The following is a 21,855-nucleotide window of genomic DNA, read 5'->3' on the forward strand; positions in this document are numbered from 1 at the left end:
CATATCTAAGTTTTATTTGTATTAACTATTCTCAATACTAATTGTATATAAAATAGGATGATTGTTCATTTTGATGATTTCGAAATCCTTATCTAAACCATTGATTTCTTCAACTCTTAAATTATTATCCTTTAGTTTCCATCCATGTTCAATACCTGCATCAGGTCGAATTATAATTTTAATTTCATCATTACTAAATTCAAAATATCGGTAATGTGGAATTGAATCAGAGACTACATTTACATTACTAGCGCCTAATTCATAACTAAATGATTTTAAATAACTATCTCGTGATTCACGATCCTTAAATTCGTGGAAAAGCTTCTGAGGAGTTCTTTCGTTATAGAATTCCTGACCAAAAAAAGTAAAATTGTCAATTTCAAAATGCAACATCGTTTGAATTCTGGTAATGAATTGTAACATTAACAAACAACCAAAAGGCGTTTTTAGATAACGGTCTGAATAAGAAACATTGAATTTTTTATCCTTCATTTTTGAGCCTAAATCTATTTTGTTTCCAAGTTTATTAAGTACCTCATCAGCAAGATTTACCGAACTTAGAATTGAATCTGTGCTGATTTCTGCTTCGAAAACAGCACCTGTATTTAGTAATTTGTCGGTTTCAAATGACTGCAAAGTTGGAATTGCTAAACTGTTAACCTTATAAAGCTCTGCATTACCAGATTCACCCCAGTTGTTATCTAAATCAAGGTTAACAGTATCGTTTACAATATATTCTTGATTGGTGCCGTCTTGAAGTTGAACAAAAGAAATAGTTGTCAATGCTTCGTTGGGAACACTTTTTTGAATCCATAATTTGGCCCAAGCAGACAATTGAATTAATGTCATTACATCTTGGTTATTTGTAATGATTGGAGCTGCTTTTAGTACAATATTTACTATTGCTTTACTTTTTAAATTCTCTAAAAACAACATATTATCTAAATCCCAACTTTGCACATTCGGATTTACAAACAACCATGCTTCTTTGATTTTAGATGCGTAATTTAACTTCGTTAGTTCTTGTTTGATGCTACCAAGCATTCTCTTTGCGGAAGGATAACTACTTATTATATCATCCGGAGTTGTAAAATCAGTTATGTTATTTAACCACTCTAAAGCTATATTTCTATCTAAAAGATTTATATGCCATTGTGTTTTTCTGTCGATTAAACATTTGGTACATGCGGTTTGGCAATTACATTCTAACTTATTTTTAGAGTGTTTGAATATTTCATCTGCATATAAAAAGAATTGATTGGCATATCCGGCACCTCCTTTGGTAGTATCAAAAATGAAAATTGTTGAGTAAGTATCATATCGCTTAATTCCAAAATCAAGTTCACCATGCTCAATCGCCAAATAACTTGCCAGTTCTTTCACGAAAATTGAACCTAGTGAATACAATAATATTTCATTTCTTGAGTAGGCATTATTTTCTCTAATTCTAATTTCACTAAAATCAGTTTTAAATCGTCCCCCTAAAATTACATTCGGTCTTATGGCAGTGGCCGAATAGTTTCCTGAACAAGCAGAGCCTCCATAATCATCTTTTCCTCCTCTTAATCTTCTATGGTCATTTAGCTGCTCTAATGATAAACCGGTTTTACCACAATGTAAACAAACGTGAAAACCGTTGCCATTACCAATATTATAGTACAAAATTTCTCCATTCTCTTCACTTTCCCTTATATCATAAATGTTATTACTATTATTTTCCCAAGGCTTAACATTAATTAATAATGGATCGACATACTGAATTCTTGATGATTCGGATATTTTTCGGTTTGGTGTCTGATAAATATCTACAGCAAAACCAGCCGGTTGAATCATTTCTGTAAAAATTCCTCTATTACCATCATTATCAGAAACTAATCCTCTAAAATTGTGGTTATGACAATGCGGACATTCCGTTTCTATAGTTTGACCTTCAGAAACTTCAACAATTCTTTGGTAACCACAAGAATTACATAATTGGATTATTTCTTTAGATGATTGATTTCCTCTGTTATCGTCTAAAATAATACCTAAAGAATGATAATTCATTCCATCAATAACAATATTATTACCCGGTGCAAATTCCGTTAATGCTCTTGTAATAAAATAAGAAGGATTTTCTTTTTTCCCACTATTCCGATTATTTAGACTGTCGATGTTAGTTGTATCAAATTCAACAATGCCAGTTGGTAAACCAGCTGTTGGTAAAAATCCTTCTTGGGCTAAAAAGGTAAGTGCATTTTTCTTTAAAAACTGAATGTATTGAATATTCACGGCTTTATAAGCTGGAGAAGTATTTCCGAATTCTTCTTCCATCTCTTTTAATTTACTTTCGAAACCTTCTTTTTTACTTTTAGACTTTTTTAGTAGTTGGTTAAAATTTGAAAAAACTTTATTCAAAATGTAGGTGAAATTTTTATCCTCATAACCAGTATTTCTTACTAAATCTGCTACTTGATTTGAATATTGTTTCACTTCATTTCCCATCAACCAAGTGATGAATTTTACCGCTATTGGCTCTAATTCATTAAAGAAAAAATCATTAATTTCGGCAGTAACCCTTATACCTCTAACCGCATCAGTTTGAACAAACTTTCCTAAAAAGAAAGCATTTATATGACGCTCAATAACCTGAACACTATTGAAAGAGATAAATGGAGGAGCTATTTTATGTGTTAATGCCCAAGTAGGCATATTAAAAGCATTTAATCCAACCGGGTTTGGAGCACAAACCGTAAAGGCAATTGACTTGCTTTCTTTTCTACGACCAGCTCGACCAGCTCTTTGTAAATAATTTGCCGGACCAGGTGGCACATTGTTCATTACAACTGTTGAGATACCACCAATATCTACACCCATTTCCATAGTTGTAGAACAGTTGAGGATATTTATCTCAGCTTTTTCAAATTTATCTTCTAATTGTTTTAACCTTTTTTCATTCTGTTGGGCAGAATGCTCTCCGGATAAATATACCGGTCTATTTAGAATTATTTTTTCGTGAATATCATTCCATAATCCATTTTGCTTCCATTCGGCTGAATTATTAGTAATCCAATCTTTTGTTGCTGAAAGATTCAATTCATTTTGCTCATTTCTGTTAAATGGAAATTGGAATTTTGGGAATGTGAATGGTTGCGATTGTTTTATCTCAAAATGTCTGATATTGTCTTCTGTAAAAGAGCCTGTAATCCAAGGAGAATATCCTTTGAATTGTGCGTCAATTAGACGCTTTTTTACCGGACATAACCAAAGTTTTTCAGATAATTGAAATTTTGTTCTTTCTTCGATATTAAGCTTAAACCCATTACCATCAGCATCTAGAACTCTACTTCTTATTGTTCTCCAAATTTCAGTTAATAATTGGTTTATATCATCTTCAATTTCGTTATTAATTTCAGCTCTGTTTAAAAACCCTAAACCAGCACATAATAATAGTGCCATTCTATTTGGTCTTAATTCATTTCTACTAAATGTAGGCCATTTTTTTACATTCGGCAAGTTTGAATCCGGCTCATGGATATGCACGCTTCTCAAAAAAGAAGTTGAATAAGGATATATTACTGTGTCAACAAAGAAGTTAAATTGGTATCTGATAACATAATCTAATCCTATTTTTAAAATACTTTTCCAATCCTCTAAAGTTAAATTGTATTGAGTTGCAATTGCAGGTAATTGAACATTATCCAAATCAGGATAGACCAAACTAACCATTCCTAAATTTTCTAATGAGCGCTCTCTGGGAATTCTTCTTGCGAAATTGTCAAATAATAAAGCTCTTGAATATCTTTCAAGATTGCTCATATTATCTTCCCTGGGATTGTTATTCTTGAAAAGTGTTTTTAAATCAGATTTAGGATTTAAATAATCATATAAATGTTTCCAAGTCAATCTTACTTTTTCGTTGTTTCTTTGAGCATTGGCTTTTATACTATTAATACTTTCTTCAATAGCTTTTCTTAATACCGGAATCTTTTGAAGTTCTAATTGTTGTTCAAGTTCTTTTAATTCATCAGAATTAAAGGTTTCATCAGAGGAAATATTTAATTGTTCTTGCCATAGCTTATGAAACACCTGAGAGCGAATCCAATTGTTCTCGTTATCAATATTAATTAATGCTGATATTTTTGCAGTTCCTTGACGGCTATCTGTAAATGAAATGTACTTATGTCCTTCCCAAAGCATTTCAGAATGAATTTCATCAGCACCTGGCGTGTTTTCTAAAAAAACATCTGATAAAATTCTGTTCATAAATGAGGATGATATTCTAAAATATAATGGATTATCCAGATTATTAGAACAATAAGGACAAACACATTCACCATCTCGATCAGCTTCAATAAAAATGTCTTGATTACGATTTATTCTACCGCTGTTATCTATTCCAAATTCTAATGTATGTGGTGCATGTCTTTTATTGGTATTTCTTTTTGTAAAGAAAAATGATTCTGTAATTGGATTTACATTTTCACTCTCATCATTATCAATATCATCAACAATAAAATTGTCTTGATTGATTGATGTGGAAAGTGTTAGAATTTCATTACCGTTTCTTTCAAGTCGTTTTTCTGCCTTTAATAATTCATTACCACACGAACGACAAGCGACTAGTTCAAACATTGGAAAATTACAATGTGAACAGTTTTTTTCGGCATAAGTAGTCATAGTACCCAACAGACTTTTTGAATCAAAACTTTTATGTTTTTCACAATTTGGATTTGAACAAACATAAACACCGCCAATTCCGCGGGAGAAAAGATGGGCTCTCAGTGGTAGAATTGAAACTTCACCATTTTTATTTTCAACAATAGAGTCAACAATTTCTAATTTCTCATCTAATGAACTTTTCTTTGTAATTAAACTTTCTGTTATTTGAGTTAAAGTAATAGCATTTGAGTTGTATACTTTTTTTCTTAATACTTCAATTTCATTTTTATTAGCTATTTGAAAATTATCCGGTAGTTCTTTGAATTCTCTCTTACCTGTAATTACCTCTATTTGATGGCTTTCTATTCCACAAAGATTCGCCATAAAATCTTTTAAGCTTTTCTCACTTTCTTCACCACTACCTACTGTTGCGGATGTAATTGCAAAGCGTAAATCTTTAATATCAACTTCAAAGGCATCGACAACTCTTCTGATCAGTAAAGCCATTTCTGAAGCTGCTGAACCTACTAATGTGTGTGCCTCGTCTAACAAAATCCAACGCAATTTACCTTTAGAATTTTCCAGTAGTGGTACATCTTTATCACGAACTAGAATATACTCCAACATTGAAGGATTTGTAAAAAGCACTTGAGGTGGAGTTTCACGAATCTGTTTTCTTGATATTAGTTCTGGTAAATATTTATTTCTATTAATAGCAGTTGAATCTTCCTCTGTATTTCCATTATAAACAGCATAGGTCAACCCATCAAGCGCTTTTACCCATGCATCCATTCTCTTTTTCTGACTGCCAATTAACGCATTTAAAGGATATAAGAATATAGCTCTTACTCCAATATCATCTTGACAGTTTTCGTATAAATCTTGTAGAACTGGTAACATAAAACATTCTGTTTTACCAGAACCTGTACCAGTAGTAACTGCTATTGATTTATTTTCTTTTAGAAGAGTGTTCCAACTCGTAATTTGATGCTTGTAAGGATTTCTATTTTTAGGAAATTCATATTCTCCCTTTATCTTATCTAGTTTATTAATAAAACTACTATCAAACAAATTCGTTAAATCGCCAAATGACTCCTTCGCTGGTGTCCATGGGAATGTATTTTGGAAAACCGGTTCGGCTAACAATTTTTCTTCTTCAAATAAATCTGATAAATAGTCTTGAAATTGAGCATCACCAGTTGCCCAAAGTGATAAAATAGATTCTTTTAATCTATCTTGAATCTCACTATATATCTTTTTGAATTTTATTTCTTGGCTCATACTACTTTTAGTTTAAATAATAAATTAATGATTCTTCATACCATTTTTTATCAAGGTCTTCTACATACTTGATTCTCCTTCTAAAATTGTCCCCATTTACATGCCATAAACCTGTATTTTTACCTGATATGGATGATGCTACTGTGAGTGGTGCAATCACTAAAATATTAACTTGATCGTTCCATTGTTTTTGTGGTATTGGCTTAACATAATTATTTCTGTCCTTTTGAATATCATAAAAAGGTAACTGGCTTAAAACTCTTTCACCTAAACGTTCTCTAACGTTATTGAGTTCTGCATTAAAAACAAAATTTTCAATCTTACTTTTTTGAAGTAAACACAAACTTAATTTGTTCCATTTAAAATTCAGCATAACAGCTAGTGCTTCGAATATTTGAGGGTTAATTTGACAATTACTTAACCAATCTGATAGTTCAACCCAATGAAAAGAAAAACCTAAGTCATTTTCTAATTCGATAAAATCGTTTCCCGAAAACTTATATTCTCCTGCATCAAATTTTACCGATAAAAAAGCAAATGCTTTAGCTGCTAATTGAGATGATGTAGTAATTGCTTTTATAATATCAAATGTTGCAAAAGGCAAATCATTTTCTTTGCACAAATAATAATAAACCCAAAACTTATTCCATACATCACTAGTAAAATCCTCGGCTAAAAGTTGCTGAGAATAATTAGTAATTCTATTATTTCTATCCTCAATAGTAGTTAATTCATTTTCCGGATTCACAGAAATAAACTCAGGTTTAATCTTGAATTTTGAATTTTTATCAGAGAAGAGAATAAATTTATTGGCGTTAGTTGCATTAATTGAGTAAAAATCTAAATCTCTTTTTATTTCAATTTTATCTATATATTCTAAATCACAATCTAATGGCAAAGCATATACACTATTCAAAATATCAATACTTTCGATTTCATCAAATTTTATAATATTCTTATCATTTACTTCCCATTTAATTGTCTCAGAAAATTGCTTTATACTATAACTTTTAATTTTCCGATTCCTATTATTGGGTAATAGTTCAAAAATTTCCATTTTTAAAAAGTTATCCGCATCGATAATATTATAAAGCTGAAAAAGTGATTTAAACGTATCATAAAACTCAAACAACGGTATTACTTTCCTTTCTATCTTTTTTGATATGACAATTTCAGGATTCTTATTATTAAAAATCCTTACTTCATATTCTTTCCCATGAGAATTTGCAATTAATCGCCAACCTTTTATTTTATCTAAAAATATTTTATCCGCATTTATTACATTTTCATCCTGGTCAACTAATATAACTCCTTGGAAAGGCGAAATTACTTCGGCAAGTATTCCAAAACTTTGATTATTTACTCTAATTCTAGTTTTGATTGAAGATGGAAATTTCGAAGGATTTGTTGTTTTAAAAGTTACTTTATTTTGATTTATACTAACATTATAATGGTCTGACTTGTATACTTCTAAAACAAAAGAATTGCTATTTACTACAATTTCTGGGTTATTGTAATCTGAACTTGTTGACAAACACAAACCGCCAATATTAAAAACTCTTTCAAACTCATCAATACCATCATGTGAAATTTTGATATCCAAGGCTCCTAGTTCTGGAGTAATGTGTTTTGAATACCAAATGCTTTTATTTACTTGTTTCCATTCTATAGTTGGATTATTAATCCTCTGCCCGATATTATCATAAACTAGTACTTTCAAGTTGTTTTTTACAATATTTAAATTGCTTCTAATTAGCCACTTTGGCTTTTCACAAACTATGCTCCAATCAAATATATTCTCAATGTTTGTTTTAAACATAATCGTACTACTATTCGGTTTCTTCAACTTGATTTCCTCTTGAAATTTTATTATTGAGAAAGGTTTGTTATTTATCTCAATTTCCGTTTTCTCTTCAAATTTCCCATCGATTGAAAAAGTATCATTTGATAGTATATAACCATAGTTATTATTTGTGTGTCTTGATTTTTCTAAAACAAAATTTTCGTTATTACTTGGTGCCCATAATGTTGGAAAATCTAAGTTTAGTTTAGAATAAAGTAAATGATTAGCATAATAAATTTTGTCATTACCATCAATTATATAAATTTCTGTATCAAAATCTTGTTTACAACTCACAAAATCTTTGAACTGCACCACTTTGTATGTGTCATTATTTCTTTTTATGAGTTTGGCAATTAAATCTAAACCAACAAATAATTTATACTCATTTTGATAATCAACAATTTGATCATCTAAAATATAATTCAGTTCTTCAAATCCTATTTTTGATGTAATGGTGGTATTGAGAAAGAAGGTGTTATCATTAGAATTAAAATTCCATTTGAATTTAATAGCATTATTCTTTTTTCTGACCTTATCCCTTTCAATAATTAACTCTTCGGTAATTTGTTTTAAATCTGCATTTTCTTTAAAACTTAACAACTCATTTTCATCATTATCCAATACAGCGCGAACAATTTCTAAGCAACTACTATAAATAATTTCATTTTGACTGGATTTCGGAAGTAGACCAGTTAATTCTGTATTAGTAGAAAAATCTTCAATAGAACTGGGATTTAAGTGAATAATTTTCAAAAGAAAATCTCTATACTTCCCTCGATTATTTTTTATGTGTTTTAATGGAAGACCGCCTTGTAATAATAAGGTTTTAAGATAATGTGTGTTTTGAATTTTAATCCATTTATAATTTAAAAGATTTCCACCTTTTTTAGCAGATTCATAAAAATCATTGGAATCAAAACATAATTTTTTTGATTCCAACGAATTATAAATTTTATCGTAAGACGGATACCCACCGTCAAAAGTTCTTCTCCACCATTCTGCATAGTAGATTGCACAATCTTTAGGATTGAGCTGAGAAAGTCGTTGAACAATTTTAAAACTTTCCTTTAATTGACTGAGCTCTAAATCAGATATAGTGTATTTCCACACTGGTTGACCAGTATGAAACTCAAGATTTCGGGTTTTTAAGATTTTGTAAAATTCACTCATAAGATTAATTTTTGTCAAAATTAGACCCTATATGTGCATTGCATCTGCACTAATAATTATTTTTCATTTTGTTAACTCTATCTAGAAGTTTTTCAACAAAAAATAATGGCTCCAATACTTTTATTTTTTCTCCATGGGACAAGATCAACATTTCCAATTCATAATTGGGTATTACTTTCAATTGTAAATAATTTTTACCATCTACCTCTTTTATCACTTGTGAACCGTGAATGGGTTTAGTTTTCAAATAAGGTAATAGAGATTCACTGACTTCAAGTATAATGGTTTCGACTATATCTTTAGGAACTGTAACTCCAAGGACATCATCAAAATATTCATTAAAATCAATGTCAGAATTAATGTATTGTTGGTTTACGGATTCTATACTTTCAATTCTATCTAAAGCTAAATTTGTAATAGATTCATAATCATTTGATTTTCCGAATAGAAACCAACGCATGTTGAACTGTTTCAGGTAATAAGGATTAATTATAATTATCGTAGAATTTTCTATTTTAAAGCTCTTATAATTTATATTTAATACTTTTTTATAAAGAATAGCATTGTAAAGTTCAGGAATGAATTCTAATCCTTTTAAGAATTCGTTTTCTTCAAAACTAATTATAACGTCACTCTTTTGCTTTAAACTAAAGGACGATTCTAATCTTGTGTTCAGCTCATTAATCCACTTATACTGTGGCAATCCCTTGAACCTTTCCAATGTTAATAAAGCTTCTCTAAGTTGGTTTGCTTCAGTTTCATTTAACGGTTGATTTGAAATAGAAAATTTTGGGTTTTCATATTTATAAAAAACTCTTCTACCGTCTTTAACTTTCTTTAATTCTATGTTCCAACCTTGCTCACTCTCCATAAATCTAATGTCATCATAGATCTGTCTTTTTTTTATTCCTTCATCTTTACCTGAGTACTCATAAATTGCCCTATTACATTCTTCCACAAGGTCATCAATAGCATAATTTCTCCCAGTATTACGGAAGCACTTATCTAAAGTTTGGTACCTAATTATAGCGTGCTTATTTGTAGACATTTTATTTTCACGATTTATCATTACCTCACAATGATACGAAAAGCAATCTAAAGCAACTGAAGTAAAAACTCAACCTACAAACCACTTTATGACATTTACACATCAATTTCATCATCAAATAAAAGTAGAAACTCTATTAATCTTCATTTCAAGTTTTTATACAACTTTTTATAACTTCCCTTGACAAATATTATCTTTTAATTTATTTTTCATTTATGGAAAACCGTATTTTAAGTATTTAACAGACAATTTCAAATATATCGATTAAAAAGACATCAACAAGTAAGTATTTATACCTAATTTATCTAAACCATTGTCATGACAATACATACTTTTACATAAGATTTAAACAACAAATTATCATGAAACCATTTACTTTTGACCAGATACCAATAATGATGAAAACACTATATGATAAATTAGAGCATTTGGAAAAAATGATTGAACGAATCTCCCCTACCGGAGAAAATCAAGATGAACTACTCAACATTCAAGAAACATCAAAACTTTTAAACCTATCAGTATCGACAATCTATAGTAAAGCATGCAAAAGGGAAATTCCATTTAATAAACGAGGCAAACACATTTATTTTTACAAACATGAGTTAATGAAATGGATTAAATCAGGTCGAGTAAAAACTTATTTAGAAATCCAAAATGGTATTTAAAAAAAAGTTCAGTAATCTAGGTTACTTTAGATTTCTGAACTTTCCTCTTTTTAACCTTCATTTCTGAATATTCTAATTATGTATGACTTAGCATTTTTATGTTCTTGATATGAGTACATCTCAGATATAGGCAATATTTAAACACATTCAGTATATGACAAAATATATTATATTTGTGAAGTGAGTACAAGAGTAGAAAATATAAATAAAGAAATTATAGAATGGGCTATTATTAGAAATGGTAATACCCTAAATGACTTTTATTCTCAAAACGCAAATGTAGAATGTTGGATTAAAGGCGAAAAATTCCCAACTGTAAAACAGCTTGAAGATTTTACACACAAAGTTCATGTTCCGTTTGGATATATGTTTCTTCCAAAACCACCAGAAGAAAGCATTCCTTTACCATTTTTTAGAAGTGCTAACAATCAAGCAACAAATAAAGTTAGTCTAAATGTTTTCCATGCCATACAAATTATTCAGGATAGGCAAAATTGGCTTACTGAATATTTAGAAGAACTTGAATTTGCTAATTTAAATTTCGTAGGCAAATACAAAGTCACAGACGATTACAATTCTATTGTAAATGATATTAGAAGTACTTTAAATTTAGAGTCTGATTGGGCTACAAAACATAGTACTTGGGAAGAAGCATTGGATTTCCTTACTCACAAAATTGAAGAAGCTGGTATTATAGTAACATTTAATGGAATAGTTGGCACAAACACTAAAAGACCAATTAATGTAGATGAATGTCGTGGCTTTGTATTAGTTGACAAAAAAGCTCCTTTTTTATTTATAAATGCTGCTGATGCTAAAGCCGCACAAATGTTCACTTTAATTCACGAACTTGCCCACATATGGCTTGGAGAAAGTGCTGGTTTCGATAATCAAAACCTTATTCCAGCTAACGATCCAATAGAAAAACTTTGTGATCAAGTTGCTGCAGAATTTTTAGTGCCTGAAACTTATCTGTTAGAAAAATGGAAGACTACTCACGATTACAAATATTTGAGTCGAATTTTTAAGGTAAGCCAAATTGTTATTGCACGAAGAGCACTAGATTTGAACTTGATTAGTAAGAATGATTTTATTAGCTTTTACACTCAATATATTCAAGAAGTAAAAGACAAAAAAGATAATCAAAAAGATGGTGGTAATTTTTATTTTACTGCAAGAAAAAGAGTGAGCATAAGATTTGCCTCATTCGTAAATAAAGCAGTAAATGATAATAAATTACTTTATCGAGAAGCTTATAAATTAACGAATTTAAAAGGTGATACATATCATAAGTTTGTCACTGAATATTTATTCCGATGAAATATTTATTAGATAGTAACATTTTTATTCAAGCTCATCGAATGCATTATCCATTTGATGTTGTTCCTGGATTTTGGAATAAATTAGTTGATTTATCTAATAGAGGTATTATTGTTAGCATAGATAAAGTTAAAAAAGAGCTTTGTGATATCTCCACACCAGACACTTTATCTAATTGGTGTATGGATGATTTTAATGGGGATTTTTTCATTGACACATCATCTTGCATAGATAAATATAGCGAAATTGCATTATGGGTACATTCTCATCCAAATTATATTCAAAATGCCAAAGATGAATTTTTAATCACTGATTTGGCAGACCCTTGGCTTATCGCCTACGCTATGAAAAATAATTGTACTATCGTAACTCATGAGATAAGTTCGAATTCAATAAAAAGAGTTAAAATTCCTGAACCTTGTAATCATTTTGGAGTTCCATATACAACTCTAATACAAATGTTTAGAAATTTAGGCGAATCATTCTAATAAACTACCGCCGCCTATAACAACGGTTTATCACAATAGTCTTTTTATTTTTCATTTGTACCTCAATAAAAACAAACTTTGTAAAATAAAGAAGAGAATTGACTAACATTTTCAATTAATTATATCATGTAGTTACGCAGAATATTCTTTTTATGTAGTAATCAAACATTAAAAATTTCTATTATTTTTGCATTAAACAACTCCCATGAGTTATGTTATCTTAATAAGGATACTTTGTTTTATTTTGTGATATTTCGCCCAGATTTGTACCATTTTTGTACCATATAATCTGGAAACATCAGTAAATACTGGACGCTAATTTCTGTATCGGTAAATAGGATTCACTAAAACTATATTTTTATTTTAATAGCCCATTTTACATTTGAAGCATTACTCTTTTTTTAAACAAAATGTAATGCTAGAGTCAACATTCCCTTGGGGAAAATCTTTACGATAAAATACTCTTTTGCAGGTGTAGCAATCGTTGTCAATACTCGTAATAGTCACAATACCTCTATCACCCACCAGTATAGGAAGGTCTCCACTATTTTTTTTACAAATCACTTCATATTCACACGCACTTATCCACTTTAAATCCCAAACTATCTCAAGTACTCCATTGTTGTAATTTTCTTGCACATTGTCTTTTCTAATAAAATACCTATAAGGAAAATTCGCATCATAAACAGTTACATTTTTAAATTTGCTGCAATCCAATGTTTGCGAATATCCCAGTGACCCTGATAATACTAATAAAATAAGTACTATTTTTTTTTCATAATTATTTTAGTTTTTTATTGATGTTGTGAAATAAATCATCGTTTTTAAATTTATTTACCTGTATTGCTATATCGTATAGCTCTATCCAGCACTTCATCTTTTCCTTCCTGAATACCTTTTATTGTTTGTTTTACTTCAATATTTGGAACAATACCTATTCTTTGCGTTTCTTTTTTATTTGGATAGAAAACCCCATAACATGTAAATGAGGTTGGAAATCCTTTGATAACTTCAAATTTGGCATTTGCACCATCAGCTCCTGCAGTTTGGCTGCCAATTATTGTTGCATTTGGAGCCACTTGTAAACCCATTGCTGTATATTCACCGTGACTAAATGTTTTTTCATTTACTAAAATCACCACTTTTCCTTTGTAATAATCAGCATTAGTTTTTCCACATTTTTCAATTCCTACTCTCCAAATAAACCGGCCAGGGTAACTTAAATCAGGATCTATATATTTGACGAACTCTTTTGGGGAAGGATTTAGGTATTCAGCGATGGCAAAATTAGTATCATTGCCATGATTTCTGATGTCAAAAATTATTGATTTTGTATTTTTAAATTGCTCCATAACTATTGGAACATCATTGATTTCCAACGCCTCTAGATTAACATACCCTATATTGTCAGATAAAAGCTTCCATTTTTCTTTCTCTGGAAATTGAATTTTTAAATCTCTATATGAATACCTTTTTATTGTTTTAATGGATGTGTTTCCATCTCTAATAAATTCAATTTCAGAAGTATTTGATTTGCCCATAAGGATAACCCAATAAAATCTATCAAGAACGGCACTAGGATTAGAGCCTTCAACATATTTTTTATTTTCCTTTATAATCTGGGCTATAGTTTTTCCATCAATTTTTGTGATTACATCCCCAATTTTGAAATCATCGATTTTTGCTAATGAATCATTTTGAAATCCAGTCACAACAACCTCTTCATCAATGATCTTAATCGTTACTGCCATCCATTTATCGCCAAAATAGTCAAACAATTTAAAAGAAGACAAAGAAGCATGGGTGTCATTTAATTTTGTCACTAGTTCTTTCATTGCCAAAACGAAATCTATTTCAGAATCAGGGGTACTGAATTTAGGCAACATCTCATTTAAAGCTGCATCCCAGTTTTGATCCATTTGGTATTTATAGGGAAAAAAGTATTCTACATAATTCCAATACCTAAAAAGTGCCAAAAGGCGTAAATTTCTATCAGCCCATTTAAAATCTGAATATTTAATTTCTTTTTTAAAGTCTAAAAGAGGTTCACCATATTGAACATAATATGGTTTCCCTTGATATTTATTCTCTTCAATAAATTTGAGTTTATTCCTTAAGGTTTTAGAAAATAACTTAGAATTGTCAATCCATTTAAAATCAATATTTTTTGTAAAATAGTCAACTTTTGAATTGGGCTTACCAGCTTTGTATCCTTTAACTTCTCCTAATGAAGTAATCCAATTTTCCATTACCAATGAAAATTCCGTTGCAGTTTGTACTTCGTCAACTTTTGGTAAAATCTGAAACAATTGTTCGTCCCAATTTTTACTTCCATCAGCAACATTTGGATGATAATATTTTAAGTAGCCCCAAACTTTGCAAGTGGTGGCAAGTTTTTGGGTCTCAGATAATTTTTCCTGACCAAATGCAAACTGAACTATTATAATAAAAACAGAATAAACTTTTCTCATATTGAATAAAAATATAAATGCTTAATGAATGACTTTAAACTCTTGATGTTAATTTCTCAATGTTCAGCCTCAGTAAATGAACGTTTTGAAAACTTGGCTTTCATAAAATGAAGGATAAGATCATTACTTACTAATACTTCGATGGCTCTGCCCTAGAAAATTTATAAAAAAAGTACAAAAGAGTAATCTCATTTATTGATAATTACTCTTTTAGTAGCAATCTAATGATTAATTACAAGTCCACTGAGAAGCGCCGTATATTATTAGAAAAGCTGATCTGCCACCATCACATTGTACCGTGGAAGACGCTCCATAACCTCCAGTAATACTTGCTTTTTCTTTGTCTGAAATCTTAACTACTTTCAAATTTTTTAAACTTAATTTTTTAAAATTTTAAGTTTTTTCGCTAATTTAAATGTGGCAAATGTCTTTAATTTTTAATGGTTCTTGTAATAATATACTATCCTTAACATATAAAATATTATCCTAAAACTAATTTCTATTCATTTACACGACTAAATACATGATAACCAAATTGATTTCTCTAAATATTGATTATCCCAGCCAACTTTTTAGAAATCAAAAGCGATATTGAAAAAAAAGGTTAAAATCTAAAGTTATTAGATTTTAACCCTTTTAGTTTTCAAAAACGCATATATGTATCTCTAATGTATTGTAATCATACTATATTTAGATTTTATATGTCACAGCTAATTATTATCATTGTTTTCTTCTAAGTTACTATGATTGTCACCGCCAATGCTATAATGATTATTTTCTTCATCTTCATTACCTGTACTTTCAAATTCATCGTCCAAATCAGATCCTGGAATATCTAAATCCCCACCGGACATATCTTCATCGAAATCTTTTTCGTTTAGTTTACTAACATTGTTAATTTCAACGGGCGCCTTTTTTTTGGAAATATCTTCGGGATCTATTTCGCTTTCTTTATGGAACTTTCTATAAATATCTTCTTCCGGAGGATACAAAAGTGAATCTGGTAATTTGTTTTTATCTTCCTTATTTGGATTTAAGCCATTTGAACCTGATGTATTATCTTTCGCTTTCATTTCAATTTCATTTAACTGACTTACAATATACTAAGTTACATATTTTAAACAAAACACCTGCTCTATCCTTGCAAAAAGTTCTATAGTTAGCCTCCATAAACCTATATCGTTATCTAAATCTTTAATCAAAGCATTGTTTCTCGTCATTCTATTAATACATTAATATTTTGAGCCATGTTAAAAATAAGTTTTATCTGTATTTTGAATAAAAATGACATTACAAATTCTAATCTTAAAACATAAATAGCTAACTTTAAAGTACTTTTTTTAGTTGCAATAAGAAATAAATAGCGTCTTTTGTATGAAATCGCCATGATTCCTAAATCTTAAATTGGAATGAAAAATGGCGATACCATATTCCATTAAAAAACAAATATCATATTCGTATGAAAGAATCCGATTTAATCAAAATTGAAGCCATTCAAATAGCGGAAGCTTTTAATATTAAAAAAATCCGAGCTGAATTTGGGGTTGAAGCTTATTCCAGTTCTCCTTCGGAAATTTTTTATACTTTGGGAAATAAAAAAAGATACCTCTATATATTTGATTATGGAGTAGTTGTATTTGCTAATTATGCTGAAACAAAGAAAAAAGAATTACTCCTTTTTCTCCAAAATTATGCCTCTACTGCTGTCCATTTTGATTTATCTGAAGAATATAGAATAGAAGTTGATAAAAGCTTGTCAAAAGTAGTCATCAAAAACGACTATGTTTTAGTTCCCTATATTGATCCTTCCGTCTTAAGAATTGTAATGCTTAATATTGGTCAGTCTGTTGCTCTGGATTACTATGAAATTCTTACCGATGAACTCATCAGCTCTTCAAGAGAATATATACTAGAATTGGAAAAACGTGGGAAATTGAGTATTTCTAAAATCGATTTACTCAAGTATATCGGGAAAGTATTGAATATTAAAAACAGTATTGTTGATAATCTTTACATACTTGATGACCCCAATTTAGTATGGGACAATGAAGATCTTAATTTACTAAACCTCCATCTAAAAACTAATTTTGACATTAACCCCCGTTTCAAAGATCTTGATTATCGACTTGCTATTGTCGAAGATAACCTTAGGCTTTTTACAGATGTTCTGAATGTACGAGAAAGCTCCCGATTAGAATGGATTGTGATTATATTAATCTTTATGGAAATAATGATAGCATTGCTCTTTCACTAATCTTTTAAACTCTAATTCCACAAGTAAGATTTTACCATTTCCCTTTTTATGATAATTTCTAATAACCATCTGGATTACTGCTAGCTCGCGTGAGGGGTAGAAGCTAGTTACCTTGTAACTCGAATGACCCAACCGCATTAGAGAAAGAGGCCGTATAAACTCCCCTAAAGATTGGCCTCTTTCTCTAATGTGGTCACGCCCGAATAATGTTCATAATACCCAAATTGGATTAAATACCTCACTAACTCATCTGTGAAGCCACAATTAAAACAATTGCCAATAAGGCTAAAAAGAGTCCAGTTAAATTTAGTTTGGTTACTTTTTCTTTAAAAATAAAGATTCCCACAAGGCTGCCAATCACAATGACCCCCATATTCATTCCTGCAAATACAGTTGATGGATTTTGTGAAAAAGCTTGATGTGCTTTGAGATAGAAAAATATATTACCAAAATTAAAAATCCCCACCAAGCCCCCAAAAAGAAAACTCTTGGGGCTTAGTTCTTCTTTTCTAAGAAATATTTTATAGCCTACAACCATTCCCGCTACAACCAATGCAATAGCAAAAACCACAAACAAAGATGTTGTAAAAGGAAGAGTTGAGTACAAAGCGATTTGCTTAAACAAGATATCAATTACTCCAAAGCCCAATAATACTAAGGCTGGATAAATCCATTTGTTTTCTTGGTTTGAAGTAGGTTTTGCCAGAATGAGTAGTAATGCTGGAAATCCAACTAAAAGTGCTGAAATTTTAAAAGCATTAAAATGTTCTCCAAAAAGGAACCAAGCTGCCAAAATGGGAATAAAAAGGGATAATCGTTGTGCAGCATCGGTTTTTACGATCCCCATAAATTTGATGGATGAAGCCAGAAAAAGAAATACGGATGGTAAGAAAATACCAAGAGCTGCATATATACCCCAAGGCGATGTGGTTTCTAGGGCATTTAAATCTGGACTAAAAATCAAATAACAAAGAACTAAGGCTGCAACATAATTGACAGCAACAATTTGAATTGTGTTTAACGAATAAACTCGAGTAAATTTAAAAATTACCCCTACAGTTACACTGCAAATAATACTCAGAATCAAGAAAAGCATAGTTCTATATTTATCTCGCAAAAATACAGTTTATAAGCTTCTCTTTATGGACAATCTCTACAGTAAACACTTTTTTTGATTGCAACATATAAGACAGAATTAATTAAAACCAACTAAACGGCATCCAAAACAAAACAACCATAAACAACTGATAATCAATATTTTTTTGTTAAATTTAATCCTTTTTTTAACTAAATATATTTATAAATATGAAAAAATGTATTTCAATTGTATTGCTGATTGTGACATGCATCGCATACTCTCAAAAAAAAACAAATGGTACTATTTATGTAGAGCATCCTGCTATAACTACTGTAGAAGCCATGACCCAAGCCTTTGTTAGTGGAGACGCAAACAAAGTAGCCAGCTACTTAGCTGATGATTTTAAATATTATAGCGGTACAACAACAAATAAGGACGATAAAGGATTAGATAAAGCGGCATTCTTAAAGACAGTTCAAACTTGGAAAGAAAACATAGACTACCCTAGTATTAAACGATCAAAAGGTGCTTATCCTGATGCATTAGAATATAAAGATGAAAATCAAAAAGATGTTGTTTGGGTACAAACTTGGGAAGACATAAAAGGAGTACAAAAGCAAACAGGCGTAAAAATAGATAGACCCTTACATCGTTTGTTTACGGTAGATAAAAACAATAAAATAAAAACGTTGATTAATTATTCGACCAGTACTGTGAATGATGAAATCAATCAAAGTTTCGCAGATAGAAAGAATGGTGAAATCTACAATCATCATGAAAACATTAATTCCGTTCGGAAAATGGTACATGCCTTTGAAAATAAAGATTTTGACAAGGCATATAGTTTTTATGATGACAAAGCAACTTTTAGTGATATCAATTCAACTGATATAAACAAAGAATACACACTGGCAGAACAAAAAGAAAACGACAAAAAAATGTTCGAAATGTTCGATCTTGTGAGCATTGACCAAGTAGGGTATCCTGATTATTTACATTATGAATTAGATGATGCAAGAATAGTTCAATCGTGGTGGAAAATTAGATTAATCCGAAAATCTGATAAGAAAAATATTGTGCTGCCCATTTTATTCATAGATACTTTTGATGATAAAGGAAAAATAACCTCTGAAATAGCATACTATAGTCAAAAATTACTAGAAGCAAAATAACTTTTTATACAAAATGATAGTGTCTCGACAACAGTTTAGACAAAAAATGAGGGTATACAAACCCTCATTTCTTTTTACTTAATATTATTTAGAATAGTATCGATTATGAACTCAAAATAACTAATCTACTTTTTTAAACACTAACTCTACCCCTGATTGATTACTCAGTGTCAATCGCAAGTTTTCTACTTTATAAGCTGTAGTACTTTCTAATGCCGTAATAAATTCACTTTCTTTATTATTATCCCCACACGCCATCAGAGTAGTGATGGTATTCGAAAATCTAAGCAATCCTTTTTCAAAGAAAATAGTTCCGCTCATACGATTACAACCCGCAAATCCCATGAATTGATTCGTTGTACTGTTGATTTCTAAATTAGGCAATTCTTTACTGAAGTTCGTTAAGCTCGCAGCATTTCCATTTAGTTTTTCTAAAACCCAAATATCATGTAAACGTGAATCCGTTATATAACTCCCACAACCATTAAAATTAGTTGAATCTCCAGATTTTTCTTTTGGGATTTCTATTCGAACTGTATAAGCTGACTTGTATCCAGACATCATATTAATGCATTCTTGCTGCTGTATTTGAATATTCATTATCCCTTTTGCAGTGGCAACACGATACATTTTTACATTGGCATCCATTGCTCTAATGGGGTCTACATGAGCACCTTTTAGTGATTCAAAACCAGGTTTCAAAGAAGTGAACTCAATATCATTTTCGGATATTTTCAAACTCCACTCCGGTTCGTTACCATTCGCTCTAAAATAAATTCCATGCTCTAAATTTTCCATTTGTTGTTTGTAGGCTAATGTAGGTTCTGTTTCTACTACTTCTTTAGGAGCTATCATAGCACTTTTACAACTGGTAATAAATAAGACAATTATCAATAATTGAATCCACTTCCTCATAATTTCAATTTTAAAATTTAGAATTACTTAAACGTTCCATCTACATAGAACCAACTTCCGTTTTCTTGCTTAAAAGTAGAAAACTCATGGTGCACTTGATCCTCATTATTTTCATCCTTAAAATAAGCTTTGAACTCTACTGTAGTATCTGTAACCGAAATGATTTCGAGTTTCTGCCATTGATTGGCTGTAGCCCAGTTCAAAATTTCGGCTTTCGAATACAGTTTTCTTTGTGAACTATGAGTAGTTTCTAATAAATAATCGGCTTGATGGGTTGCATAAGCTGAATATCTTGATTTCATCAATGCCAAAGCTGTTGGGGCTTTTTGTGTCCCATTGATATAGCGATTGCAACATAACTCAAAAGGTTCCAAAGAACCACAGTAGCATTTTTCTGAAGCCATAATTATTTATAAAAATCTAATTAATAACATTACAATTGTCCGTCAAGCAAAATTATTCTTTGCTGCAATTGATTCAATAATACTTGATATTTACTAATCTCTATAAGTTCCTCATCCTCTTCGGCATGATCAAGTAATTCGTCTAATTCCTCACTAACTTCTACCAACTTATTATTAGCCTCTCTACCATTTTTACTGGCAATGAGATCAATTATTTCCTGAACTCCATTCTTTAATTCACTAAATTTATTTTTATCCATGATATTGGTATTTAATTATTCTCTGAAGACTTACTTTCATTAAACTTTTTAGTAATCAGCTTTAGTTTTTCTTTACGATCCATTGCAGCTTTTTTAGCTTTTATTTGTGCTTTATGCAGCTTATCGTTGTGCTTCTTGATATTTCCTTCGTTGTTTCTACTCATTGTACTTCTCTTTTTATTTCTTCCAATGTCTTATTGGTAAAAATTAGCTTATCTATAATTTCTTTTCGTAATTCATCAATATCATCATAATCAAAATACTTAGCCCATGAAGTTAGTTCAAATAAATTCCGAATTTGTTTGATTCTTTTAGCGGTGTCAAAACTTGTTCTCAGTATGGCTTTAGAATCGTAGTTTGGATTCTTCTTATGCTGGTAATTTACGGTATTGTCACTATAATTGGCTTCTAAATAATACAATTCCTCTTCTGCATTATCTGGATAAAACTCCTCCCACGCAGCAAACCCTATTTTAAATTTAGAATCAGTTTCTGGGTTCAAGGGTACCAAACGCCATTTGCTATTAGCCAATCTCCCCCAATGATTCGATAAACGGTACATCCCCTCTTTAGTATAATAATACTTACTTCCCGATTTACTGTCATATTGCACTATCAATCCTTCAATCCTTTCAGGAAGAACTTCTTGAAAAACACAAAATGTATTTTTGAATGATTTTGGACTTGGACGAAACACTTTTTCCATAAAACAAAGGTAATCAGAAACAGCTGTATCCACCAAATCAATTCCAAAAACAACCAAAACATAATTCATTATTAAAAACCATTTCAACTTTCAATCACTCATTTAATGATTAATAAATGCTTAACTTTGTCGCTAG

General features: G+C 30.4%; 17 protein-coding genes. 5 read left to right on the forward strand and 12 right to left on the reverse strand.

What is annotated here, in order from left to right; translation table 11 throughout:
* Nucleotides 1–21: 21 nt before the first annotated feature.
* Genes OZP08_RS14810 through OZP08_RS14820 form a run of 3 tightly spaced genes read right to left on the reverse strand, consistent with a single transcriptional unit; the run spans nucleotide 22 to nucleotide 9,983 of the window.
* Nucleotides 22–5,922, reverse strand: a complete 5,901-nt coding sequence (locus OZP08_RS14810) for a DEAD/DEAH box helicase (RefSeq protein ID WP_281322210.1) — start codon at nucleotides 5,920–5,922, stop codon at nucleotides 22–24.
* A gap of 7 nt (nucleotides 5,923–5,929) precedes the next feature.
* Nucleotides 5,930–8,935: a hypothetical protein gene (locus OZP08_RS14815; RefSeq protein ID WP_281322211.1), complete on the reverse strand. Its 3,006-nt coding sequence runs from the start codon at nucleotides 8,933–8,935 to the stop codon at nucleotides 5,930–5,932.
* A 49-nt stretch (nucleotides 8,936–8,984) separates the two neighbouring features.
* Nucleotides 8,985–9,983, reverse strand: coding sequence for a helix-turn-helix transcriptional regulator (locus OZP08_RS14820; protein ID WP_281322212.1), 999 nt, complete (start codon nucleotides 9,981–9,983; stop codon nucleotides 8,985–8,987).
* Between the two features lie 362 nt (nucleotides 9,984–10,345).
* On the opposite strand from OZP08_RS14820, the gene OZP08_RS14825 reads away from it, so the two are divergent.
* From OZP08_RS14825 to OZP08_RS14835, 3 genes are all read left to right on the forward strand, one after another.
* Nucleotides 10,346–10,651, forward strand: coding sequence for a helix-turn-helix domain-containing protein (locus OZP08_RS14825; RefSeq protein ID WP_268846878.1), 306 nt, complete (start codon nucleotides 10,346–10,348; stop codon nucleotides 10,649–10,651).
* Nucleotides 10,652–10,831: 180 nt separating this feature from the next.
* Nucleotides 10,832–11,971: an ImmA/IrrE family metallo-endopeptidase gene (locus OZP08_RS14830; RefSeq protein WP_281322213.1), complete on the forward strand. Its 1,140-nt coding sequence runs from the start codon at nucleotides 10,832–10,834 to the stop codon at nucleotides 11,969–11,971.
* Nucleotides 11,968–12,459 carry a DUF4411 family protein gene (locus tag OZP08_RS14835; protein ID WP_268846881.1) on the forward strand — a complete coding sequence of 164 codons (492 nt, stop codon included), beginning with the start codon at nucleotides 11,968–11,970 and terminating at the stop codon, nucleotides 12,457–12,459. Before OZP08_RS14830 ends, OZP08_RS14835 begins: the two co-directional genes overlap by 4 nt.
* A gap of 830 nt (nucleotides 12,460–13,289) precedes the next feature.
* Here the strand turns inward: OZP08_RS14835 and OZP08_RS14840 are convergent.
* From OZP08_RS14840 to OZP08_RS14850, 3 genes are all read right to left on the reverse strand, one after another.
* Nucleotides 13,290–14,930, reverse strand: coding sequence for a S41 family peptidase (locus tag OZP08_RS14840; protein ID WP_281322214.1), 1,641 nt, complete (start codon nucleotides 14,928–14,930; stop codon nucleotides 13,290–13,292).
* A gap of 228 nt (nucleotides 14,931–15,158) precedes the next feature.
* A complete protein-coding gene (locus tag OZP08_RS14845; protein WP_268846884.1) occupies nucleotides 15,159–15,296 on the reverse strand; it encodes a hypothetical protein in 138 nt (45 codons plus the stop codon).
* 344 nt (nucleotides 15,297–15,640) lie between these two features.
* The gene (locus OZP08_RS14850) at nucleotides 15,641–16,003 is read right to left on the reverse strand and encodes a hypothetical protein (RefSeq protein ID WP_281322215.1); all 363 of its coding nucleotides are present in this window, start codon (nucleotides 16,001–16,003) and stop codon (nucleotides 15,641–15,643) included.
* Between the two features lie 386 nt (nucleotides 16,004–16,389).
* Here OZP08_RS14850 and OZP08_RS14855 point away from each other — a divergent pair, with 386 nt between their 5' ends.
* Nucleotides 16,390–17,184: an RMD1 family protein gene (locus OZP08_RS14855; RefSeq protein ID WP_268846887.1), complete on the forward strand. Its 795-nt coding sequence runs from the start codon at nucleotides 16,390–16,392 to the stop codon at nucleotides 17,182–17,184.
* A 241-nt stretch (nucleotides 17,185–17,425) separates the two neighbouring features.
* Here the strand turns inward: OZP08_RS14855 and OZP08_RS14860 are convergent, their stop codons facing one another.
* Nucleotides 17,426–18,280: an EamA family transporter gene (locus OZP08_RS14860; protein ID WP_268849527.1), complete on the reverse strand. Its 855-nt coding sequence runs from the start codon at nucleotides 18,278–18,280 to the stop codon at nucleotides 17,426–17,428.
* Nucleotides 18,281–18,489: 209 nt separating this feature from the next.
* Between OZP08_RS14860 and OZP08_RS14865 the strand changes: the two genes are divergently transcribed.
* Entirely contained in the window at nucleotides 18,490–19,434 is a 945-nt protein-coding gene (locus OZP08_RS14865; protein ID WP_281322216.1) for a nuclear transport factor 2-like protein, read from the forward strand.
* 120 nt (nucleotides 19,435–19,554) lie between these two features.
* Here the strand turns inward: OZP08_RS14865 and OZP08_RS14870 are convergent, their stop codons facing one another.
* Genes OZP08_RS14870 through OZP08_RS14890 form a run of 5 tightly spaced genes read right to left on the reverse strand, consistent with a single transcriptional unit; the run spans nucleotide 19,555 to nucleotide 21,719 of the window.
* Nucleotides 19,555–20,349: an META domain-containing protein gene (locus tag OZP08_RS14870; protein WP_268846889.1), complete on the reverse strand. Its 795-nt coding sequence runs from the start codon at nucleotides 20,347–20,349 to the stop codon at nucleotides 19,555–19,557.
* Nucleotides 20,350–20,372: 23 nt separating this feature from the next.
* Nucleotides 20,373–20,753, reverse strand: coding sequence for a YchJ family protein (locus OZP08_RS14875; RefSeq protein WP_268846890.1), 381 nt, complete (start codon nucleotides 20,751–20,753; stop codon nucleotides 20,373–20,375).
* A gap of 29 nt (nucleotides 20,754–20,782) precedes the next feature.
* The gene (locus OZP08_RS14880) at nucleotides 20,783–21,013 is read right to left on the reverse strand and encodes a hypothetical protein (RefSeq protein ID WP_268846891.1); all 231 of its coding nucleotides are present in this window, start codon (nucleotides 21,011–21,013) and stop codon (nucleotides 20,783–20,785) included.
* A gap of 11 nt (nucleotides 21,014–21,024) precedes the next feature.
* Entirely contained in the window at nucleotides 21,025–21,177 is a 153-nt protein-coding gene (locus OZP08_RS14885; RefSeq protein WP_268846892.1) for a hypothetical protein, read from the reverse strand.
* Nucleotides 21,174–21,719: a hypothetical protein gene (locus tag OZP08_RS14890; protein ID WP_268849528.1), complete on the reverse strand. Its 546-nt coding sequence runs from the start codon at nucleotides 21,717–21,719 to the stop codon at nucleotides 21,174–21,176. The genes OZP08_RS14885 and OZP08_RS14890 overlap by 4 nt, the downstream gene beginning before the upstream one ends.
* Nucleotides 21,720–21,855: the final 136 nt, after the last annotated feature.

Source organism: Flavobacterium aestivum, assembly GCF_026870175.2.
In the GTDB taxonomy this organism is placed as follows: Bacteria; Bacteroidota; Bacteroidia; order Flavobacteriales; family Flavobacteriaceae; genus Flavobacterium; species Flavobacterium aestivum.

What these genes read in the sequence shown, in the direction of transcription:
- OZP08_RS14810 (WP_281322210.1), bottom strand. Translation starts at nt 5,922, where the DNA reads ATGAGCCAAGAAATAAAATTCAAAAAGATATATAGTGAGATTCAAGAT.
- OZP08_RS14815 (WP_281322211.1), bottom strand. Translation starts at nt 8,935, where the DNA reads ATGAGTGAATTTTACAAAATCTTAAAAACCCGAAATCTTGAGTTTCAT.
- OZP08_RS14820 (WP_281322212.1), bottom strand. Translation starts at nt 9,983, where the DNA reads ATGTCTACAAATAAGCACGCTATAATTAGGTACCAAACTTTAGATAAG.
- OZP08_RS14825 (WP_268846878.1), top strand. Translation starts at nt 10,346, where the DNA reads ATGAAACCATTTACTTTTGACCAGATACCAATAATGATGAAAACACTA.
- OZP08_RS14835 (WP_268846881.1), top strand. Translation starts at nt 11,968, where the DNA reads ATGAAATATTTATTAGATAGTAACATTTTTATTCAAGCTCATCGAATG.
- OZP08_RS14840 (WP_281322214.1), bottom strand. Translation starts at nt 14,930, where the DNA reads ATGAGAAAAGTTTATTCTGTTTTTATTATAATAGTTCAGTTTGCATTT.
- OZP08_RS14850 (WP_281322215.1), bottom strand. Translation starts at nt 16,003, where the DNA reads ATGAAAGCGAAAGATAATACATCAGGTTCAAATGGCTTAAATCCAAAT.
- OZP08_RS14855 (WP_268846887.1), top strand. Translation starts at nt 16,390, where the DNA reads ATGAAAGAATCCGATTTAATCAAAATTGAAGCCATTCAAATAGCGGAA.
- OZP08_RS14860 (WP_268849527.1), bottom strand. Translation starts at nt 18,280, where the DNA reads ATGCTTTTCTTGATTCTGAGTATTATTTGCAGTGTAACTGTAGGGGTA.
- OZP08_RS14865 (WP_281322216.1), top strand. Translation starts at nt 18,490, where the DNA reads ATGAAAAAATGTATTTCAATTGTATTGCTGATTGTGACATGCATCGCA.
- OZP08_RS14870 (WP_268846889.1), bottom strand. Translation starts at nt 20,349, where the DNA reads ATGAGGAAGTGGATTCAATTATTGATAATTGTCTTATTTATTACCAGT.
- OZP08_RS14875 (WP_268846890.1), bottom strand. Translation starts at nt 20,753, where the DNA reads ATGGCTTCAGAAAAATGCTACTGTGGTTCTTTGGAACCTTTTGAGTTA.
- OZP08_RS14880 (WP_268846891.1), bottom strand. Translation starts at nt 21,013, where the DNA reads ATGGATAAAAATAAATTTAGTGAATTAAAGAATGGAGTTCAGGAAATA.
- OZP08_RS14885 (WP_268846892.1), bottom strand. Translation starts at nt 21,177, where the DNA reads ATGAGTAGAAACAACGAAGGAAATATCAAGAAGCACAACGATAAGCTG.
- OZP08_RS14890 (WP_268849528.1), bottom strand. Translation starts at nt 21,719, where the DNA reads ATGGAAAAAGTGTTTCGTCCAAGTCCAAAATCATTCAAAAATACATTT.